Consider the following 16237-nt stretch of genomic DNA (forward strand, 5'->3'; position numbering starts at 1 on the left):
CGGGCCGTCGAGCAGCCCGTCCCAGCCGAGATGGTCGAAAGTCCAGCCGTGGTCGAACCCGTACTCTTCGACGCTTGCCCAGATCTTCCGGGCGGATTCCCCGGAATACTCCGGCAATACCGTCATCCCCACCCGCATGTGCGCCTCCTCGTCCTCGATGGCAGTACTTCTGCGTTCGCGTATCGGTCGCTACATCCGGGATCTCAGCACGTCGACCTCACAGCCCGGCGCGAACGGGTCGAAGCCGTGCTCGATCAGCCAGCGAACCGCCAGCAGGCTTCGCAACGACCACCACGCGTGGATCACGTCGAGGTCGATGTCGGTGCCATAGCCGGCGATGACGTCGTCGAGGTGCTCCTCGTGTCCGAGCGTGAAGGTGGCGAGGTCGTACAGGGCATCCCCCTGGCCCGCCTCGGACCAGTCGATGATGCCGGTGACCTCGTCGCCGTCGACGAAGACGTGCGCGATCTGCAGGTCACCGTGCGTGAACGCCGGAGTCCACGGCCGGAGCGCGGCCTCGGCGACCTGGCGGTTGCGGGTGACCACGTCGGCGGGCAGGACACCGTTCGTCACGAGCAACTCGCACTCGTCGTCGAGTTCCGCCGCCAGCGCGACGATGCTCCTGCCAGCCCGGCCCGGCAGGGGCGGCAGGGGCGCTTCGTGCAGCTTCCGGATGGCGGCACCCGCCGCGGCCCACGCCGTCGGCGACCCGGTCGACGGCCCGCCGAGGCGCCCAAGCGTCGTCCCCGGGAGTGCGGCGATCGCGAGCACGGGCGGCTTGCACCACAGGACCTCCGGGGTCGGGACCGGCGCCAGGGCCATCGCCTCGACCTCGACGTCGATGCGCGCCTGATCGGCGTCCACCTTCAAGAACACGTCACCGACGCGCAGAGTCGCGCGCTCGGAATGGGCGACGACGACTTTGACCTCATCCATGGGCGACCAGTATCCCGGGGGTGATCGCCGACATCGCCAGGTTTATCGCGTGCGATTACGCGGCTGACCGCGTCCCGCTACCCGGCGGCCTCATGCACGACACCGACCTCTTCCGCCTTCCCACAGGGCTACGCGTCCCGCAGGTCTACTCGCTCCGTGCGGCGAAGGCAGAGTGGGAAAAGCCCGGGGTTGTCACAACCGGCCAGTCAAAGCCACTCGTTGATGGCCGCGAGTGATCACGATGGACATGGGCTTCTGGCCCTGTTCGACGGCCAGGTGCAGCTTGGTCATCAGGCCGCGCGCGAGGGCCCCACCGGCGTCCCGGCCGCTGGGTCCTGGTGAGCTGCTGTTCCTAGGAGGAACGGCTCCTCTTCTCGCGGGCGACCTGCATGTCCATGCCGAGGGTGCTCAGCCGGACCGGGTCCCGCCGGTCGTCAATGACGACGGCACTCAGGACGGTGCCGACCAGAGCCTGCTGATCGCCCGACGGCCACGCCGGGCTCTTGGTGTTGTCGATGAAGCCACGGGCACCATGTCCCGATTCGACCTCCAGACCCCACGGGCGGGCGGCGACCACTGTGACGTCGACTTCATAGTGCAAGAGATAGTCCATGGCCGTCAGTCCTCCTTGCCCTTCAGCCACTCACGCTTGACGGTGAGGTCGTTGAATTCCTTCAGCCGGCCAGTCTGAGATCACCAAGTCTCTTGAAGAGCTCCAGGAACTGGCCCGTGAGGATTGAGAGACGCCAGCTTCGACCCGAGCGTGGCTTCGGCTCCTCACGCGGAGGAACGCGAGCTCCGGCCCGAGCGAACCCATGGGCATAACAGGCTTTTTGTGTCAGAACGGACGGGCGGGAGCAAGCAAGGTCAGACCTGCTCCGATCTCCTCGCTCCTCAGATCCGGCGACGACCTCAGGAGCCTCTCCCTGAGCGGGTCGCGTACCAGCACCCGGTCCGCGATGACCGGCAGCGCCTCCCCGCCGTAGAGCACGGCCGAATCCCAGTCATCGGGGTCGCCCCTGCCCCGCCGGTCGACGATCACGGCGCGGGTCGGCGTCGGAAGCCCCGTCGCCGCTGCGACGACGGCCGCCTCGACCGCGTCGGCCTGCTGCAGTGTGAGGCCGTCCAGCCAGAGTGTCTGGATCTCGCACCCGAGCGGTTCGTACGCGTACGCGTCGATGACGTTGATGTCGGCAGAGAACCACCATTCCATCGTGATGGACGCAATGCGCAGGCCCAGAAGACGGCCCAGCTCCTGAGGGCGCATGAGGACCTGTTCCCCTTCGATGTCGAGCACCACGGCCGCACCTCTGACCGAGTGCACGAGCCTCATGCCGTGTGCCTCGAACATCTCCACCTGTTCGGCGAAGACCGACGTGGCCCCCGACTCCCGATACCACCGGATGAATCCGTCAGCCATGGCTAGCAGCTCGGCAGCGTGAAGATGTGCACATTTTCTTCTCCGAAGACCTTCTTGGCCTGCTTGATGGCCGATCCGCGACCCGTCCCCGGCCCGGCACTCCGAACGGCCGGAGGGGTCCGACCGCAAGTTGTCGGATCCCTCACGCACGAGTGACTAGTCCCCGATGAAGAGCAGGTAGCCCGAGCGGAGGATCGCCTGGTGAGCCTGCTCGATGACACGCCTCACCACAGAGGTCTTCTCCTCCTCTCGCAACTCTTCGAGCTCGACGACAAGGCGCTCCAACTGGGGGGTGTTGAACATCGTCAGGTCGTACGGCGAGATGCCCCGCCGCAGGCTGTTCCCCGGCGCTCGAGCGCACAAGGCAAGGAACGAATCCTCCACATCGTCACCGAACTCCTCTACGACATCCTGCGCGCGGTTCAGCCTCCGCATTCCTAGGCCCATGTCTGCTCTCCTACCTCGTTTCAGGGTGTTGGAGAAATCGGGTACCTCGTCACCAGACCCCCGTGCACGCTCACCACGATGGTGAGGCAGTGGGCTCAACGCGGCATGCGCCGACCCAGCTGCCGTGCTTTCTCGCGCAGTCCCGATCCCCAGGCTCCGGCTTCCGCCGGGGCGGACATCCCTGTAAGGACCGAGACCTGCACGTCTTCAAGCGGGCCGTCCGGGGTGGCGCCGAGCCGTGCCCAGTTCACCTTGATTCCGGCGCGCTCTGCGAGAACCAGCACTGTGGCGATGAAGCCTTCGGAGAGGGCCAGCACAATGGCGTGGGTCGTTCTTCGGTGCTGCGCCAGCAGGGTGTTGACGAAGGTCTCGAAGGTGATCGGGTCGATCTGGCACTCGTCGTTCTCCATCGGCCCGATGCCCGATGAGAGCCCCAACTCTGCCTCGAAGACCGCCACTTGCCGCTGGAACAGGCGGGAGGCCCCGTTGGACGGATTCCACAGGGTCTCGTTGCCCAGGTCGAAGTACTGGCTCATCTCGGGGGGGCCTTACCCAGGTGGTGTACGGCGGCTGCCCACAGGCAGGTAGATCTACGAATATTACAGATCTCCCGTCACTGTCACATTCTCAGCCTGTACACCATGCCCGCGGACGCGGCCTGCCCCAGGTGCGCCCGGTCGGCTGGTGAGACGGAGTACGTCAGGTACGGAGTAGGTCAAGCGAGGTCGACCGGGATTCGATGGTCCGGTTGGCCGTCCTTGGCCAGGATCGAGTGGTCGTCGGCCACCGCGCGGTACAGCCTCAGGCCAGAGGCGTCGTCCACGTCGGCGGCTGTCCAGGCGCGGTCTCCGTGTGAGAGGGAGCGGCGGGAGAACACCTCTATCGCGCGCTCGAGCCCGGGGCCGTCCACCGGTTCGGCGACGGCGGGCATGTAGACGCCTTGGCCGGTGCCGATCGGGGCCGACGAGTCGAAGATCGCGATGCCCACCTGGGGGCGTACCGCGATGTTGCGTGAATGGACGGCCGCGGGCGAGGAGAGCCAGAAGAACTCGCGGTATCCCGCGTGAGCGAAGTACACCGGCGAACTCCACGGCCGTCCGGCCGCGTCGGCGGTGGCCAGCACCATGTACAGGCTCGCGTCGACGACGCCGCGGGCGATCTCGGCAGGTGATCCAGATGATGTGCCGGGACTCATCTCAGCTGCTCCTTCGGTACGTGAGCTCGAAGTCCTTCTCCCATGCCGCCGAGCCGTCCGACGACATCTCCCAGACGCCACGGATCGTATTGCCGTCGTCGCCGACCTGCCCGGTGAACCGCTGCCGGAACGCCAGTGGCGAGAAGTCCGGCGTCTCCCGCAGCAGCCGCCACACCCCGTCGGCGAAGGTCATCGCATACACCCGTACGACGCCCCGCGAGTCGAAGTAGTGCTGCGTGTACGCGCCCGTCTCCGGGTCGACCGCGACGATCGCCATGCTGTCCGGGGCCTCGGCCAGCGAGATCTCCGTGCGCTGGACCAGGAAACGTCCGTCCAGTGTCCACTCGAACACGCTGCGTGCGGCAGGGGTGGCCAGACCGGGAAAGTCGGCCTCCACCTCCCATTCGCCGACCAGAACGTCCAGCCTCTCCAGGACTTCCTGCCGTGCCGATTCGCTCATTGCCAACACCTCCTCGTCGTATATGACGGCAGCGGCAAGGAAAACTCATCGCTCCCCACACTCGAACCACACCGTCTTGCCGCCCCCGGCTTCCGGCCACACTCCCCACTTCGCGACCACCGCATCGAGCAGGACCAGCCCGCGCCCACCCTCCGACTCCATCGACAACTCGACTGACACGGCTGGCAGTTGGGGCGAACCATCCGTGACCTCCACCCGCACCCCCGCCGCCCCCTGCCGCAGCAACAGCAACTCGCAGCGCCGGTCCGGGACATGGCGTACGACATTGGCGATCAGCTCGGTCACGCCGAGTTCCACGGCGTCGGACAACTCGGCCATGTCCCAATCGTCGAGAAGCGAGCGGACGATGCGGCGGATGTACAGCGCCGAGTGGTCGCCTGCGGTGAGTCGCATGCGGTACTGGGCGGGGCGGGGGCCCACGAGGAAGCCCGGGAGCGTGGGAGGAATGTGTTCGTTCACGCCACGAGAATGGCCCAGCGCAACTACTCTCGGCTACGGAACGGATACAACCGGTCCCGCAGTGGGCCGAGTTGCGCGAGAGGGGATCGCCGCGTGACCCACATCAACATCCTCGACCCGGGCGCCTCACCGCTCGACTACTACGGCTTCGAGCTGCGCCGCCACCGCGAAGCCGCCGGGCTGACGCAGAAACAGCTCGGCGAAATCGTCAACTACACCGGCTCATTGATCGGCCAGATCGAGACCGCCCGCAAGCTTCCGACCCCGACGTTCAGCGAGCGGGTGGACGCGGCACTGGGGACGGGCGGGCTGCTGACGCGGCTGGTCGATCTTGTGATGCGCAGTCAACTTCCGGCCTGGTTCCAACAGGTGGCGGAGTTGGAGGCGCGGGCCATCGAAATCTGCACCTTCCACACGCACCTGGTGCACGGGCTCCTCCAAACCGAGGCGTACGCGCGTGCCGTGCTCGGCGCGCTGGTCCAGACCGACCTCGACGACCGCACCGCCGCACGCCTCGCACGTCAGCGCATCTTCGAGAAGAACGAGCCGCCGGTCTTTTGGGCGGTCATCAGCGAGGCCGCGCTGCACCAGGACATCGGCGGCCCGGAGACCATGCGGGGGCAACTGGCTCGCCTGTTGTCATTCCAGGGCAATCCCCGGATCAACATCCAGGTGCTGCCGTACTCGGCCGGAGCACACGCGGGAATGACAGGCTCGTTCGACCTCTTCCGCTTCGCGAGCGACCCAGACATCGTCTACACCGAGGGCTACGGAAGCGGGCATCCGACCGCCAACCCGGACACCGTCAAGGACTGCTCACTCCGTTACGATCATCTCCAGGCCGCCGCCCTCTCCCTAAGGGACTCGGCGGAGTTGATTCGGCGCACGATGGAGGAACGCTATGGAGAGCAACGCGATTCCGACCAGGATCCAGTGGCGTAAGTCCAGCTTCAGCAGCGACCAGGGCGGCTCCTGCGTCGAGTGCGCACCCCTCGGCCCCCTGGCTTGGCGCAAGTCGACGTACAGCAGCGACCAGGGTGGCAACTGCCTAGAGATCGCCGAAACTCCCAACACCACCATCGCCGTACGCGACTCAAAGAACCCGGCGGGGCCCCATCTCACCTTCGCCCCCGCCGCGTTCACCACCTTCATCGGCTGGACGACGCTGGACGACTACAGCCGCTGAACGATCGTCCCGGCGACCAGCACCATCGCTCCGTGGCGTGATTCCTTCGTTTCTTGTGGGGAGTTCAGGCGTCTTCGGTTCACTTCGTTGACACGAGTCATCTGTGGCCATAGTTTCCGCCGCGTACTCGTGGCACCTGATGGCACGTCAATCGCCCTGGCCCCACAGTGGGTTCAAGGGTCGAACGTCGGCTGCTGTTGGCACGTGTACACGCAGTCCCACAACGCCGTGCCCGCACACCGAAGGAGTGACGGCCCCATGTCCGACACCGTGTCCGGCGAAATACGCCCGCGTACGGTCACGGAGGTGCACGCTTGAAGCCTCGTCTCACCGTGCGTCGTCTCACCGTCTTACTGACCGCACTGGCCACCACCGTCCTCACGGCCGCCGGGCCCGCCGCCGCGGCGCCCACCCCGACCCCTCAGAACCCCCCACTCGTCCGGACCGAGTCCGGCTGGATCCGCGGGGAGGCCACCGCCGAGGGGCGGCAGTTCCTCGGCATCCCCTACGCGCAGCCGCCCGTCGGCGACCTCCGCTGGCGAGCCCCACGGCCCGTCGAGCCGTGGTCCGGCGTGCGCGCCGCAAGCGACTTCGGCAACCGCTGTGTGCAGACGGCGAGTTGGGACCCCGGCTACGAGAAGCCCAGCCACATCGAGGACTGCCTCGATCTGAATGTGTACGTCCCCGAAGGCGCCGTCGGCTCCGTCGGCTCCGCACAGCGGCCGGTCATGGTCTGGCTGCACGGCGGCGGGCTCACCGCCGGCGCGGGTGAGGACATCGTGCCGGACACCTTCGCGCGGCAGACCGGCGCGGTCGTGGTGACCGTCAACTACCGCCTGGGCGCGATGGGTTTCCTCGCTACCTCCGGTCTCGACCGCGAGGCGCGCGACCGCGTCTCGGGCAACTTCGGGATGCTCGACCAGCAGGCGGCCCTGCGCTGGGTGCGGGCCAACATCGGCCGCTTCGGCGGCGATTCAGGCCGCGTCACCATCGCGGGCGAGTCCGCGGGCGGCCGCTCGGTCTGCACGCAGATGGCCTCGCCGACCGCAAGGGGCCTGTTCCACGCGGGGATCGTCCAGAGTGGTGCGTACGCCGACTGCGCGGCTCGCACGCACAAGGAGGCGGTGGCTCAGGGCGCCGACTTCATGGAGAAGCTGGGGTGCGCGAGCGTCGCGTGTGTGCGCGGCAAGCCCGCCAAGGAAGTCCTCGCCGCCCAGGCCGACTTCGACTGGGGGCCCGTGGTCGGCGGCGACTTCCTGCCGGTGCAGCCCTTCGAGGCGTACGCGAACGGAGCGGCTGCCCGCGTCCCGGTACTCAACGGAGCCAACCAGGACGAGGGGCGGATGTTCGCTTTCGCCCAGTTCGACAACAACGGCACCCCGCTCACGGCCGAGCAGTATCCCCAGGTGGTACGCGCCGTGTTCGGTGCCGAGCAGGGCGAGCGGGTGCTCCGACGCTACCCGCTGTCGGACCACGCGTCGCCGACCCTCGCGTACGCCGCCGCCTACGGCGACTACCTGTTTGCCTGCCCGGCGCTCCGGCTCGACGACGTGCTCGTGGCCCGCGGACCGGTCTACGCGTACGAGTTCGCCGACCGCACCTCGCCGCCCTTCGCCTCGCTGCGGAACCTCGGCACGGACTTCGACTTCGGCGCGACCCATGTGAACGAGGTGCAGTACCTCTTCAAGCACTTCGGTCTGAAGTCTCCGCTGAACGCCGAGCAGCGGGTGCTCTCGCGGCAGATGATCCAGTACTGGGGGTCGTTCATCCGGAACGGCGTGCCGCGTGCCGACGGCCAGCCGACGATGCCGGACGGCCAGGAGAAGGTACTCTCCCTGCGAACCGCCTCCCACGGCGGCAACAGCCAGAGCACGACTGTCCATCGTGAGCATCAGTGCGACCTGTGGGACCGGGACCGTCCTTAGAGACGTGTGACGAGACACTGTGGCGGCGGCCTTCGATCCCTGGGCCGCCGCCTTTCCTCTACAGGCGCTGGATGATCGTCCTACAGGCGCTGGATGATCGTCCCCGTCGCCAGCGCCCCACCCGCGCACATGGTGACGAGCGCGAACTCCTTGTCCCTGCGCTCCAGTTCATGAAGCGCGGTCGTCAGGAGCCGCGCCCCCGTGGCACCCACCGGATGCCCCAGCGCAATAGCCCCGCCGTTCACGTTCACCTTCTCCAGGTCCTGCTCGAAGACCTGCGCCCAGCTCAACACCACTGAAGCGAACGCTTCGTTGATCTCGACGACGTCGATGTCCTTCAGCGACATGCCCGCCTTGCCGAGCACGGCCCGCGTCGCGTCGATCGGCCCGTCCAGGTGGAAGTGCGGGTCCGAGCCCACCAGTGCCTGGGCGACGATCCGCGCCCGCGGCCGGAGTTTCAGCGCCCGCGCCATCCGCTTGGACGCCCACATCAGGGCCGAGGCGCCGTCGGAGATCTGCGACGAGTTCCCCGCCGTATGGACCGCCGTCGGCATGACCGGCTTCAGGCCGGCCAGCGCCTCCATGGACGTGTCCCGCAAGCCCTCGTCCCGGTCGACGAGCCGCCACATGCCCTGACCGGCCCGCTGCTCGTCCTCCGTGGTCGGGACCTGAACGGCGAACGTCTCCCGCTTGAAGCGTTCCTCGGACCAGGCGTTCGCGGCCCGCTCCTGCGATATCAGCCCCAGCGCGTCCACGTTCTCGCGCGTCAGCCCGCGGTGCCGAGCGATCCGCTCCGCCGCCTCGAACTGGTTCGGGAGGTCTACGTTCCACTCGTCGGGCGTCGGTTTTCCGGGCCCGTGCTTGGAGGCCGAGCCGAGCGGCACCCGGGACATGGCCTCGACGCCGCAGCTGATGCCGACGTCCACGACCCCGGCCGCGATCATGTTGGCAACCATGTGGGAGGCCTGCTGCGAGGAGCCGCACTGGGCGTTCACGGTCGTCGCGGCCGTCTCGTAGGGCAGGCCCATGGCGAGCCACGCGGTACGGGCGGGGTTGCCCGACTGTTCGCCGGCGTGGGTGACGGCGCCGCCGACGATCTGCTCTACGCAGTCGGCGGGGATGTTCGTACGGCCCAGCAGTTCACGGTAGGTCTCGCCCAGGAGATAGGCGGGATGCAGATTGGCGAGCGCGCCACCGCGCTTGCCGATCGGAGTGCGTACGGCTTCGACGATGACGGGTTCCGCGACCATGCTCTCGCCCCTTCCTTGCGCCGAACTAGAACGCGTACTAGTTCTCAGTGCAGTCTGCTGAGCGGGCACCCGACACCGCAAGGGTCTTGCACGCTCCGAAGTCGCGATCTGCACGAACTCCGCACGCAATTAGCCCTGTCGTGCCTCTTGCTACTTCTAGAACCCGTTACTACCTTCACGGCAATTCACAGTTCCTGATGGACCGTCAGAACCTCGATCGCCCCCGAGCGCTTCCGACCCTCCAGAGCTCCAGACCGCCAACGATTCCGACCTCCAGAACCCGACCGTCGTACGACTTCGGAGTTGCCGATGCCCTGTCCAGCGCTGCCCGACGGGTTCGATTTCACCGATCCCGATCTGCTGCACCACCGCGTGCCTCTCCCGGAGTTCGCCGAGCTGCGTCAGGCCGAACCGGTCCACTGGATCCCCCAACAGCCCGGTATCGCGGGCTTCGAGGACGAGGGTTACTGGGCCGTCACGCGGCATGCGGACGTCAAGTACGTCTCCACGCACCCCGAGCTGTTCTCCTCCTGGCTCAACACCGCGATCATCCGCTTCAACGAGCACATCCCGCGCGACGCCATCGAGGTCCAGCGGCTGATCCTGCTCAACATGGACCCGCCCGAACACACCCGCGTCCGCGGCATCGTGCAGCGCGGCTTCACCCCGCGCGCGATCCGCGCCCTGGAGGACACGCTGCGCCGGCGCGCCCACTCGATCGTCCAGGAGGCCGTCGCGCAGACCGGCCCCTTCGACTTCGTCACCCAGGTCGCCTGCGAACTGCCGCTCCAGGCGATAGCCGAGCTCATCGGCATCCCGCAGGAGGACCGCCTCAAGATCTTCGACTGGTCCAACAAGATGATCTCGTACGACGATCCGGAGTACGCGATCACCGAAGAGGTCGGCCAGGAGTCGGCCACCGAACTCATCTCGTACGCCATGAACATGGCCGCCGACCGTAAACAGTGTCCCGCCAAGGACATCGTGACGCGGCTGGTGGCGGCCGAGGACGAGGGCAACCTCACCTCGGACGAGTTCGGCTTCTTCGTCCTCATGCTGGCCGTCGCGGGCAACGAGACGACTCGTAACGCGATCACGCACGGCATGCACGCGTTGCTCACTCACCCCGACCAGTGGGACCTCTACAAGAGGGAACGCCCCTCGACCACGGCCGAGGAGCTGGTCCGCTGGGCGACCCCCATCGTGTCCTTCCAGCGCACCGCGACCCAGGACACGGAACTCGGCGGACAGCAGATCAAGAAGGGCGACCGCGTAGGCCTCTTCTACTCCTCCGCGAACAACGACCCCGCCGTCTTCGACTCCCCGGAGGTCCTCGACATCACCCGCGACCCGAACCCCCACCTCGGTTTCGGTGGCGGCGGACCGCACTACTGCCTCGGCAAGTCGCTGGCCACCCTCGAGATCGACCTCATCTTCAACGCCATCGCCGACGCCATGCCCGGCCTCCGCCTCGTCGGCGACCCACGCCGTCTGCGCTCCGCCTGGGTGAACGGCGTCAAGGAGCTCCAGGTCAGCGCCAGTTGACCCACGGGGTCTCGCAGATCAGGAGGCGGGGGCATCCCCCCTACGCCCCGCCCCCGCCTCCTGCCGCCGCGCCGACGAAGGCAGTCGGCTCCGGCGGTGCGAGAGGAATAAACACGCCAATTGACCGGTAACCGTCGAGCCTTTGTCTGAACAAATGCCCGTTGCCGCGATCCGACTCAGTCCGTGACCGGAGTCACGGACTCACTTTGAGTTGTGGAGATCGCAGGGAGAAGACGTGACAGAAGTTCACATCTTCGCCTGTTGATCAATACACATCGCTACGGTTCGCGCGGCGAGCTTTACAGTTCGCCGTCGGTTGACTGGTATACACCTTTTCCTTCGGGGCCAACCTGTGCGTAAGTTGTGGCTGCCTCGCCCGCGGGACCTCACGCGCTCTGCGTGCAGCGGGCGGATGAGCCCGGTTCGCCGGGCTGTTCAGTCATCCATGTGCAGACACCAGGGGGATACCTATGTCCATCTTCAGGAGATCGACCATGTGCGCGACCGTCGCGGCGGTCGCGATGGCAGCCTTGGGGCTGGCTGCCCCGCAGGCGTCGGCCGCCTCGGAGGCAGCTGCCGCCACTGTGTACGTCTCAAGCTTCGCCTGCGCACCGGTGACCGCCAAGATGGGGCAGACGTCCAGCAGCCTCTACATCGACTACAAGTCCAGCCGTGTGTTCCCCTGTGGCTGACGGTACGTCCGGCCGGTCCCGGAACCGGAAGTCCGTACGTTCTCTGCTCCTCGCCCTGGTGACCGCACCGCTCGTCCTGACGGCCTGCGGATTCCAGGACGAAGGTGTGGCGGAGAGCAGGTCCACGGCGGATGCGGCGGTTCCCGCGGACGGCGAATCCGCCGGGCCCAGCAAAACCGACGTCCTCGAGGCCGAGGACTTCGACTTCGGCCCTCCGGCGGCCACGGCGCACAACGGAGAGGTCGTCGCCTACGTGCCGCGCCTGGACAACCGCCGCGTGGTCGTGCCCCTCACGATGCACAACACAGGCGAAAAGCGTGCGTCCTACACGGTCACGGTTACGGCCGACAGAGGCGAGAGGGGTGCTCCGGTGACGGTGACGAAGAAGGCCCTCAACGTGGCCTCCGGCACGACCTGGCCGACCAAGGCCGACATCAGCGCTCCCGGGGTCTGGGTCCCCGAGGACACGAAGATCAGCCTGACGGTGACCAAGGACAACTACCCGTTGGGCGACTCTCGCTGACCGACCGGCGGCCTTCCGACGGCTCGCTTCGCCGAGAACATGACGCCGTAGCGCGCATACGCACGCCGTAAAACCGCACACGACCGGGGCCGCCGCACGGCGGCCCCGGTACCGCACTGAAAGGGAATCATCCATGGGGTCCGGCGCAAGCGTCATCATCGCGATGCCGCTGTTCCTCTATCTCGCTCTGATGACGCTGCTCTGCGTCAAAGTCGGTGCCAAGACGTCATGGAAGGTGGGCTGGCTGATGGCCGCGGGCTCCGTCTTCATGCCGCTCGCCTTGTTCGTCGCCTTCCTGGTCCCTTGAACCTCACCGGTGATTTGGAGTACCGGCTGGTGACCACGGTTGGGATGAGTCGTTGCACGGCTCGTGAGTGCGAGCCTCCTGAGCCCCCGGGCCTCCGGGCCTCTGGCCGGAAATCAGAGAACGTTTTTGTTCGAATTCGCGTCTTCGCACCTGACACAGCAAGCACACAGCCTCGAAGACTTCGAACGGAAACGCTGATCGTGGGCTCTGCCGCCGAGCTGTCCCCCGCCCGTCCGGTCGAACCGGCTGCCGGTACACGGAAGGAGCCGTTCCGGGAGTTCAAAGGGTTCTGCCGGCGGCATCGTGTGCCGCTGCTCGCCACGCTCCCGACCGTTCCGCTGTACGGGCTGTGGTTCGCGTTTCTCGCCACCGGTGGCGGGGATCTCGCGGCGCAGGAGGCGTGGGCCCAGTTCGTGTCGCGGCACGGGGACTCGGCGTACAGCCTCTTCTGGTACGGCGGGATGCACACCGCCAACTACAGCCTGATCTCGCCGTACCTGATGGCCACCTTCGGTGTGCGCACGGTCACGGTCGCCGCCGGGCTGCTCGCGACCTGGCTGGCCGCGGTGCTGCTCGTGCGTACGGGGATCCGCCGTCCCCTCGGCCCCGCGCTCCTCGCGTCGCTCGCGCTGTGGTGCAACGTCGCGTCCGGCCGTACGACCTTCGCGCTCGGCGTCGCCTTCGGGCTCGCGGCCCTGGTGCCGCTCACGCGGGAGCGGCGGCTGCCGCTGGCCGTGGCGTACGCGGCGCTTGCGACCATGGCGAGCCCGGTGGCGGGGCTGTTCCTGGTGGTGGCGGGGGCCGGTTACGTCCTCGTACGGGACTGGGGGCGGGCCGCCGCTCTCATCGCGCCGCCGTTCGTGGTGGTCGCGGTGACCACGTTGCTGTTCCCGTTCAAGGGCGAGCACTTGATGCCCGCTGCCCGGATCTGGCCGCCCGTCCTGTTCGGTGTCGTACTGCTGGTCTTCGCTCCGCGCCGCTGGTGGGTGCTGCGGTGGGGCGCTCTGGTGTACGCGGCCGGGACGGTGCTGACGTATCTCATCCCCTCGCCGATCGGCACGAACGTGGAGCGGCTGGCCGAGCTGTTCGCACCCACCGCCCTGCTCGCCGCGCTGCTCGCGCAGAAGGGGCAGAAGGGGCCGAGATACAGACGTCTCGCTCTCACCGCGACGCTGGTCTTCTCCGTGGCCTGGGTGGGCACGAAGACCGCCGACGATCTGCGGGTGTCCACCAGCGTGCCCGCCTGGGCCGCCGACACGCGCGGTGTCGTCCGCGCCCTGGACCGGCTCGGCGCCGAGCGCACCCGGGTCGAGGTGGTCCCGGCCCGTAACCACCGCGAGGCCACCGCGCTCGCCCCGCATGTGAACCTCGCCCGCGGCTGGAACCGGCAGCTGGACATCGAGCGCGGGCGGCTCTTCTACGACGGAACGTTCTCGGAGTCGACGTACCGGGCCTGGCTGGACCGCTGGGCCGTCGGCTTCGTCGTGCTGCCCGCCGGGAAGCCGGACGGCTTCGCCGAGGACGAGGCGCGCCTGGTCAGGAGCCGGCCCGCCTGGCTGGAGCCGGTCTGGCAGGACGCGCACTGGCAGGTGTACCGGGTGCGCGACGCGGTGCCCCTGGTGACGTCGCCCGGCTCCGTCGTACGGGCCTCCAGCGCCGAGGTCGTCGTACGGATGCCGAGGCCCGGTTCGGTCACCGTGCGCGTCGCCTACTCGCCGTGGCTGTACGCCGAGGGCGGCTGCCTCAAGAAGCGGGGCGAGTTCACGCGGCTGACGGTGACCGAGCCGGGCGTGTTCCGGATCAGCTCGGGGTACGGTCCTTCGCCTGGTCCGGCTCCGCGATGCTGACCTCGGTGGGCTTGCCGCGCGAGCTGACCCGGGGTCCCTGGAGCAGGTAGGTCAGCGCGAAGCCGGCGCCCACGACGGTCGCGCCGCCCGCCGCGTCCAGCACCCAGTGGTTGGCGGTCGCCACGATCGCCGCGATCGTGAACAGCGGATGCAGGAGACCTAGCGCCTTCATCCACCACTTCGGCGCGAGGATCGCGATCACCAGACCGCACCACAGTGACCAGCCGAAGTGCAGCGAGGGCATCGCCGCGTACTGGTTCGTCAGTGCGGTCAGCGTCCCGTAGTCCGGCTGGGAGAAGTCCTGCACGCCGTGCACGGTGTCGATGTAGCCGAGGCCCGGCATCAGGCGCGGCGGGGCCAGCGGATAGAGCCAGAAGCCGAGCAGCGCGAGGATCGTGGCGAAACCGAGCGCCGAGCGGGCCCAGCGGTACTCGGCGGGGCGGCGCACGTAGAGGACGCCGAGGACGCTGAGCGGGACCACGAAGTGGAACGACGTGTAGTAGAAGTCGAAGAAGGCGCGCAGCCAGTCGACGTTCACCACCGTGTGGTTGACCCAGTGCTCGATGTCCAGGAACAGGAACTTCTCGATCGCCAGGATCTGCTCGCCGTGCTGCTCGGCGGTGGCCCGGGCCGCCTCGTTGGAGCCGCCGTGCGCCTCCAGCCTGACCTGCTGGTACGCGGAGTAGCCGACGCGGATCAGCAGCAGTTCGAGGAGCAGGTTCGGGCGGTACAGGACCCGGCGCAGGAAGGGCAGCAGGGGTACGTGTTTCCAGCGGGCCTCGACCGGTGGCGCGTACTGCGTGGGGATCGGGACCTGGTAGTGCGGCGAGGTGCGGGACAGGAACGGAACGGCGCAGGCGGCGGTGAGCGCGGCGAGCAGGACGACGTTGTCACGCAGCGGGTGGAGCACCGGCATGTTCGGCAGCATCATCTTCGCCGGGAGCGTCATCACCAGGACGACGGCGATCGGCCATACGTACCGGTCCGAGGCCTTCTTGCCGACCCGGCCGACCAGGGCGAGCAGTACCCACAGCAGCTGGTGCTGCCAGGTGGTGGGCGACACCACGATCGCGACACAGCCGGTCACCGCGACGGCGAGCAGCAGCTGCCCGTCGCGCGCGTAGCGCACGGCGCGGCGCAGGCCGATGACGGCGACGGCCGCGCCAAGCAGCAGGAAGAGGGTGATCTCCAGCGGCCCGGTCAGGCCGAACCGCAGCAGCGCGCCGTGCAGCGACTGGTTGGCGAGGTCGTCGGCGGGCCGGCCGAGGCCGACTCCGGCCAGGTGGTTCACCCAGTACGTGTACGAGTCGTGCGGCATCGCCGCCCAGGCCAGCGCCGTGGTCGCGGCGAAGGTGACGCCGGTGGAGAGCGCGGCCCGGCGGCGGCCGGTGAACCACAGCAGCGGGGCGAAGAGCAGCACGGTCGGCTGGAGGGCGGCGGCGACGCCGATCAGCAGCCCGCTGGTCCGCTCCCCCCGAACCGCGAAGCAGCCGAGCAGCACCAACAGCACGGGGATGATGCTGGTCTGGCCCAGATGCAGCGTGTTGCGCACCGGGAGCGACAACATCAGCAGGCTGATCGTCACGGGCGCGGCGAGCAGGGCCGTGCGTCTGCTCACGGGCTGCGGCAGGGCACGGGCCGCGACCAGGCCGAGCGCGACGACCAGCAGCAGGGTGCCGAAGGTCCAGCCCCAGCCGAGGGCCTGCTCGGCCGCGCGCGTGAGCGGTTTGAGGACGAGCCCGCCGAACGGTGTGCCCGTGAAGCGCGTCGAGTCGTACAAGGATCCGTTCACATGCAGCACGCCGCCCGGGCCGACCCAGGTCTCCAGATCCGTCAGGCGTTCCCCCTTCGGCGTGCTCAGGACGACGGCGACCTGTCGTATCGCCAGTACGGCGGCTACCAGCCACAGGGCCGCGCGCACCATGCCCAGTCGTGCCTTCGCCGTGCCCGCGGCTCCCGCCGCGAAGGCCTCGCCTGGTCGCCCGCCGTGCTCCACATTCGCCACGCCCCGTCGGCCCTCCCGC

Annotated in this window: 19 protein-coding genes; 9 read left to right on the top strand and 10 right to left on the bottom strand. The window is 68.1% G+C overall.

Going from position 1 to position 16237, the window contains the following annotated elements; all coding sequences use genetic code 11:
* Window positions 1–189 precede the first annotated feature (189 nt).
* The gene (locus tag OP79_RS14615; protein ID WP_033320621.1) at window positions 190–936 is read right to left on the bottom strand and encodes a phosphotransferase family protein; all 747 of its coding nucleotides are present in this window, start codon (window positions 934–936) and stop codon (window positions 190–192) included.
* Window positions 937–956: 20 nt separating this feature from the next.
* On the opposite strand from OP79_RS14615, the gene OP79_RS14620 reads away from it, so the two are divergent.
* Window positions 957–1172, top strand: a complete 216-nt coding sequence (locus OP79_RS14620) for a hypothetical protein (RefSeq protein WP_033320622.1) — start codon at window positions 957–959, stop codon at window positions 1170–1172.
* A 116-nt stretch (window positions 1173–1288) separates the two neighbouring features.
* On the opposite strand, the gene OP79_RS14625 is transcribed toward OP79_RS14620, so the two are convergent.
* From OP79_RS14625 to OP79_RS14655, 7 genes are all read right to left on the bottom strand, one after another.
* The gene (locus OP79_RS14625) at window positions 1289–1549 is read right to left on the bottom strand and encodes a hypothetical protein (protein ID WP_033320623.1); all 261 of its coding nucleotides are present in this window, start codon (window positions 1547–1549) and stop codon (window positions 1289–1291) included.
* A 225-nt stretch (window positions 1550–1774) separates the two neighbouring features.
* Window positions 1775–2356, bottom strand: coding sequence for a hypothetical protein (locus OP79_RS14630; RefSeq protein ID WP_033320624.1), 582 nt, complete (start codon window positions 2354–2356; stop codon window positions 1775–1777).
* Window positions 2357–2512: 156 nt separating this feature from the next.
* Window positions 2513–2803, bottom strand: coding sequence for a hypothetical protein (locus tag OP79_RS14635; protein ID WP_033320625.1), 291 nt, complete (start codon window positions 2801–2803; stop codon window positions 2513–2515).
* Window positions 2804–2898: 95 nt separating this feature from the next.
* A complete protein-coding gene (locus OP79_RS14640) occupies window positions 2899–3339 on the bottom strand; it encodes a DUF6086 family protein (RefSeq protein ID WP_033320626.1) in 441 nt (146 codons plus the stop codon).
* 179 nt (window positions 3340–3518) lie between these two features.
* Window positions 3519–3998: a pyridoxamine 5'-phosphate oxidase family protein gene (locus tag OP79_RS14645; protein ID WP_051744660.1), complete on the bottom strand. Its 480-nt coding sequence runs from the start codon at window positions 3996–3998 to the stop codon at window positions 3519–3521.
* A gap of 1 nt (window position 3999) precedes the next feature.
* Complete coding sequence (locus tag OP79_RS14650) at window positions 4000–4458, bottom strand: hypothetical protein (protein WP_033320627.1); 459 nt, start codon at window positions 4456–4458, stop codon at window positions 4000–4002.
* Window positions 4459–4503: 45 nt separating this feature from the next.
* Window positions 4504–4938, bottom strand: a complete 435-nt coding sequence (locus tag OP79_RS14655; protein WP_033320628.1) for an ATP-binding protein — start codon at window positions 4936–4938, stop codon at window positions 4504–4506.
* Between the two features lie 93 nt (window positions 4939–5031).
* Here OP79_RS14655 and OP79_RS14660 point away from each other — a divergent pair, with 93 nt between their 5' ends.
* The 3 genes from OP79_RS14660 to OP79_RS14670 all read left to right on the top strand — a co-directional run bounded on the left by OP79_RS14660 (window position 5032) and on the right by OP79_RS14670 (window position 8049).
* The gene (locus OP79_RS14660; RefSeq protein ID WP_033320629.1) at window positions 5032–5880 is read left to right on the top strand and encodes a helix-turn-helix domain-containing protein; all 849 of its coding nucleotides are present in this window, start codon (window positions 5032–5034) and stop codon (window positions 5878–5880) included.
* Window positions 5840–6124 carry a DUF397 domain-containing protein gene (locus tag OP79_RS14665; RefSeq protein WP_033320630.1) on the top strand — a complete coding sequence of 95 codons (285 nt, stop codon included), beginning with the start codon at window positions 5840–5842 and terminating at the stop codon, window positions 6122–6124. The genes OP79_RS14660 and OP79_RS14665 overlap by 41 nt, the downstream gene beginning before the upstream one ends.
* Before the next feature lie 314 nt (window positions 6125–6438).
* Complete coding sequence (locus tag OP79_RS14670; RefSeq protein WP_245685330.1) at window positions 6439–8049, top strand: carboxylesterase/lipase family protein; 1611 nt, start codon at window positions 6439–6441, stop codon at window positions 8047–8049.
* Between the two features lie 80 nt (window positions 8050–8129).
* Here OP79_RS14670 and OP79_RS14675 read toward each other — a convergent pair whose 3' ends face one another.
* Window positions 8130–9299 (bottom strand): steroid 3-ketoacyl-CoA thiolase, encoded by a 1170-nt coding sequence (locus OP79_RS14675; RefSeq protein ID WP_033320631.1) that lies wholly within the window; start codon window positions 9297–9299, stop codon window positions 8130–8132.
* Window positions 9300–9608: 309 nt separating this feature from the next.
* Between OP79_RS14675 and OP79_RS14680 the strand changes: the two genes are divergently transcribed.
* From OP79_RS14680 to OP79_RS14695, 5 genes are all read left to right on the top strand, one after another.
* A complete protein-coding gene (locus tag OP79_RS14680; RefSeq protein WP_033320632.1) occupies window positions 9609–10844 on the top strand; it encodes a cytochrome P450 in 1236 nt (411 codons plus the stop codon).
* A 494-nt stretch (window positions 10845–11338) separates the two neighbouring features.
* Window positions 11339–11536: a hypothetical protein gene (locus OP79_RS14685; protein WP_033320633.1), complete on the top strand. Its 198-nt coding sequence runs from the start codon at window positions 11339–11341 to the stop codon at window positions 11534–11536.
* Window positions 11529–12059, top strand: coding sequence for a hypothetical protein (locus tag OP79_RS50415; RefSeq protein WP_051744661.1), 531 nt, complete (start codon window positions 11529–11531; stop codon window positions 12057–12059). Before OP79_RS14685 ends, OP79_RS50415 begins: the two co-directional genes overlap by 8 nt.
* Window positions 12060–12192: 133 nt before the next feature.
* Window positions 12193–12366 (top strand): hypothetical protein, encoded by a 174-nt coding sequence (locus tag OP79_RS55260; protein WP_157857315.1) that lies wholly within the window; start codon window positions 12193–12195, stop codon window positions 12364–12366.
* 200 nt (window positions 12367–12566) lie between these two features.
* Window positions 12567–14213: a photosynthetic reaction center family protein gene (locus tag OP79_RS14695; protein ID WP_106972384.1), complete on the top strand. Its 1647-nt coding sequence runs from the start codon at window positions 12567–12569 to the stop codon at window positions 14211–14213.
* On the opposite strand, the gene OP79_RS14700 is transcribed toward OP79_RS14695, so the two are convergent.
* Window positions 14167–16218 (bottom strand): bifunctional glycosyltransferase 87/phosphatase PAP2 family protein, encoded by a 2052-nt coding sequence (locus OP79_RS14700; protein WP_033320634.1) that lies wholly within the window; start codon window positions 16216–16218, stop codon window positions 14167–14169. The two genes, OP79_RS14695 and OP79_RS14700, sit on opposite strands and share 47 nt — an antisense overlap.
* Between the last annotated feature and the right edge of the window lie 19 nt (window positions 16219–16237).

Source organism: Streptomyces yerevanensis, assembly GCF_000716805.1.
GTDB lineage: Bacteria > Actinomycetota > Actinomycetes > Streptomycetales > Streptomycetaceae > Streptomyces > Streptomyces flaveus.

Excerpts from the sequence above, each read along its gene's own strand:
- OP79_RS14665 (WP_033320630.1), top strand. The coding sequence starts at position 5,840 with ATGGAGAGCAACGCGATTCCGACCAGGATCCAGTGGCGTAAGTCCAGC.
- OP79_RS14625 (WP_033320623.1), bottom strand. The coding sequence starts at position 1,549 with ATGGACTATCTCTTGCACTATGAAGTCGACGTCACAGTGGTCGCCGCC.
- OP79_RS14685 (WP_033320633.1), top strand. The coding sequence starts at position 11,339 with ATGTGCGCGACCGTCGCGGCGGTCGCGATGGCAGCCTTGGGGCTGGCT.
- OP79_RS14650 (WP_033320627.1), bottom strand. The coding sequence starts at position 4,458 with ATGAGCGAATCGGCACGGCAGGAAGTCCTGGAGAGGCTGGACGTTCTG.
- OP79_RS14635 (WP_033320625.1), bottom strand. The coding sequence starts at position 2,803 with ATGGGCCTAGGAATGCGGAGGCTGAACCGCGCGCAGGATGTCGTAGAG.
- OP79_RS14645 (WP_051744660.1), bottom strand. The coding sequence starts at position 3,998 with ATGAGTCCCGGCACATCATCTGGATCACCTGCCGAGATCGCCCGCGGC.
- OP79_RS14630 (WP_033320624.1), bottom strand. The coding sequence starts at position 2,356 with ATGGCTGACGGATTCATCCGGTGGTATCGGGAGTCGGGGGCCACGTCG.
- OP79_RS14675 (WP_033320631.1), bottom strand. The coding sequence starts at position 9,299 with ATGGTCGCGGAACCCGTCATCGTCGAAGCCGTACGCACTCCGATCGGC.
- OP79_RS55260 (WP_157857315.1), top strand. The coding sequence starts at position 12,193 with ATGGGGTCCGGCGCAAGCGTCATCATCGCGATGCCGCTGTTCCTCTAT.
- OP79_RS14640 (WP_033320626.1), bottom strand. The coding sequence starts at position 3,339 with ATGAGCCAGTACTTCGACCTGGGCAACGAGACCCTGTGGAATCCGTCC.
- OP79_RS14615 (WP_033320621.1), bottom strand. The coding sequence starts at position 936 with ATGGATGAGGTCAAAGTCGTCGTCGCCCATTCCGAGCGCGCGACTCTG.
- OP79_RS14680 (WP_033320632.1), top strand. The coding sequence starts at position 9,609 with ATGCCCTGTCCAGCGCTGCCCGACGGGTTCGATTTCACCGATCCCGAT.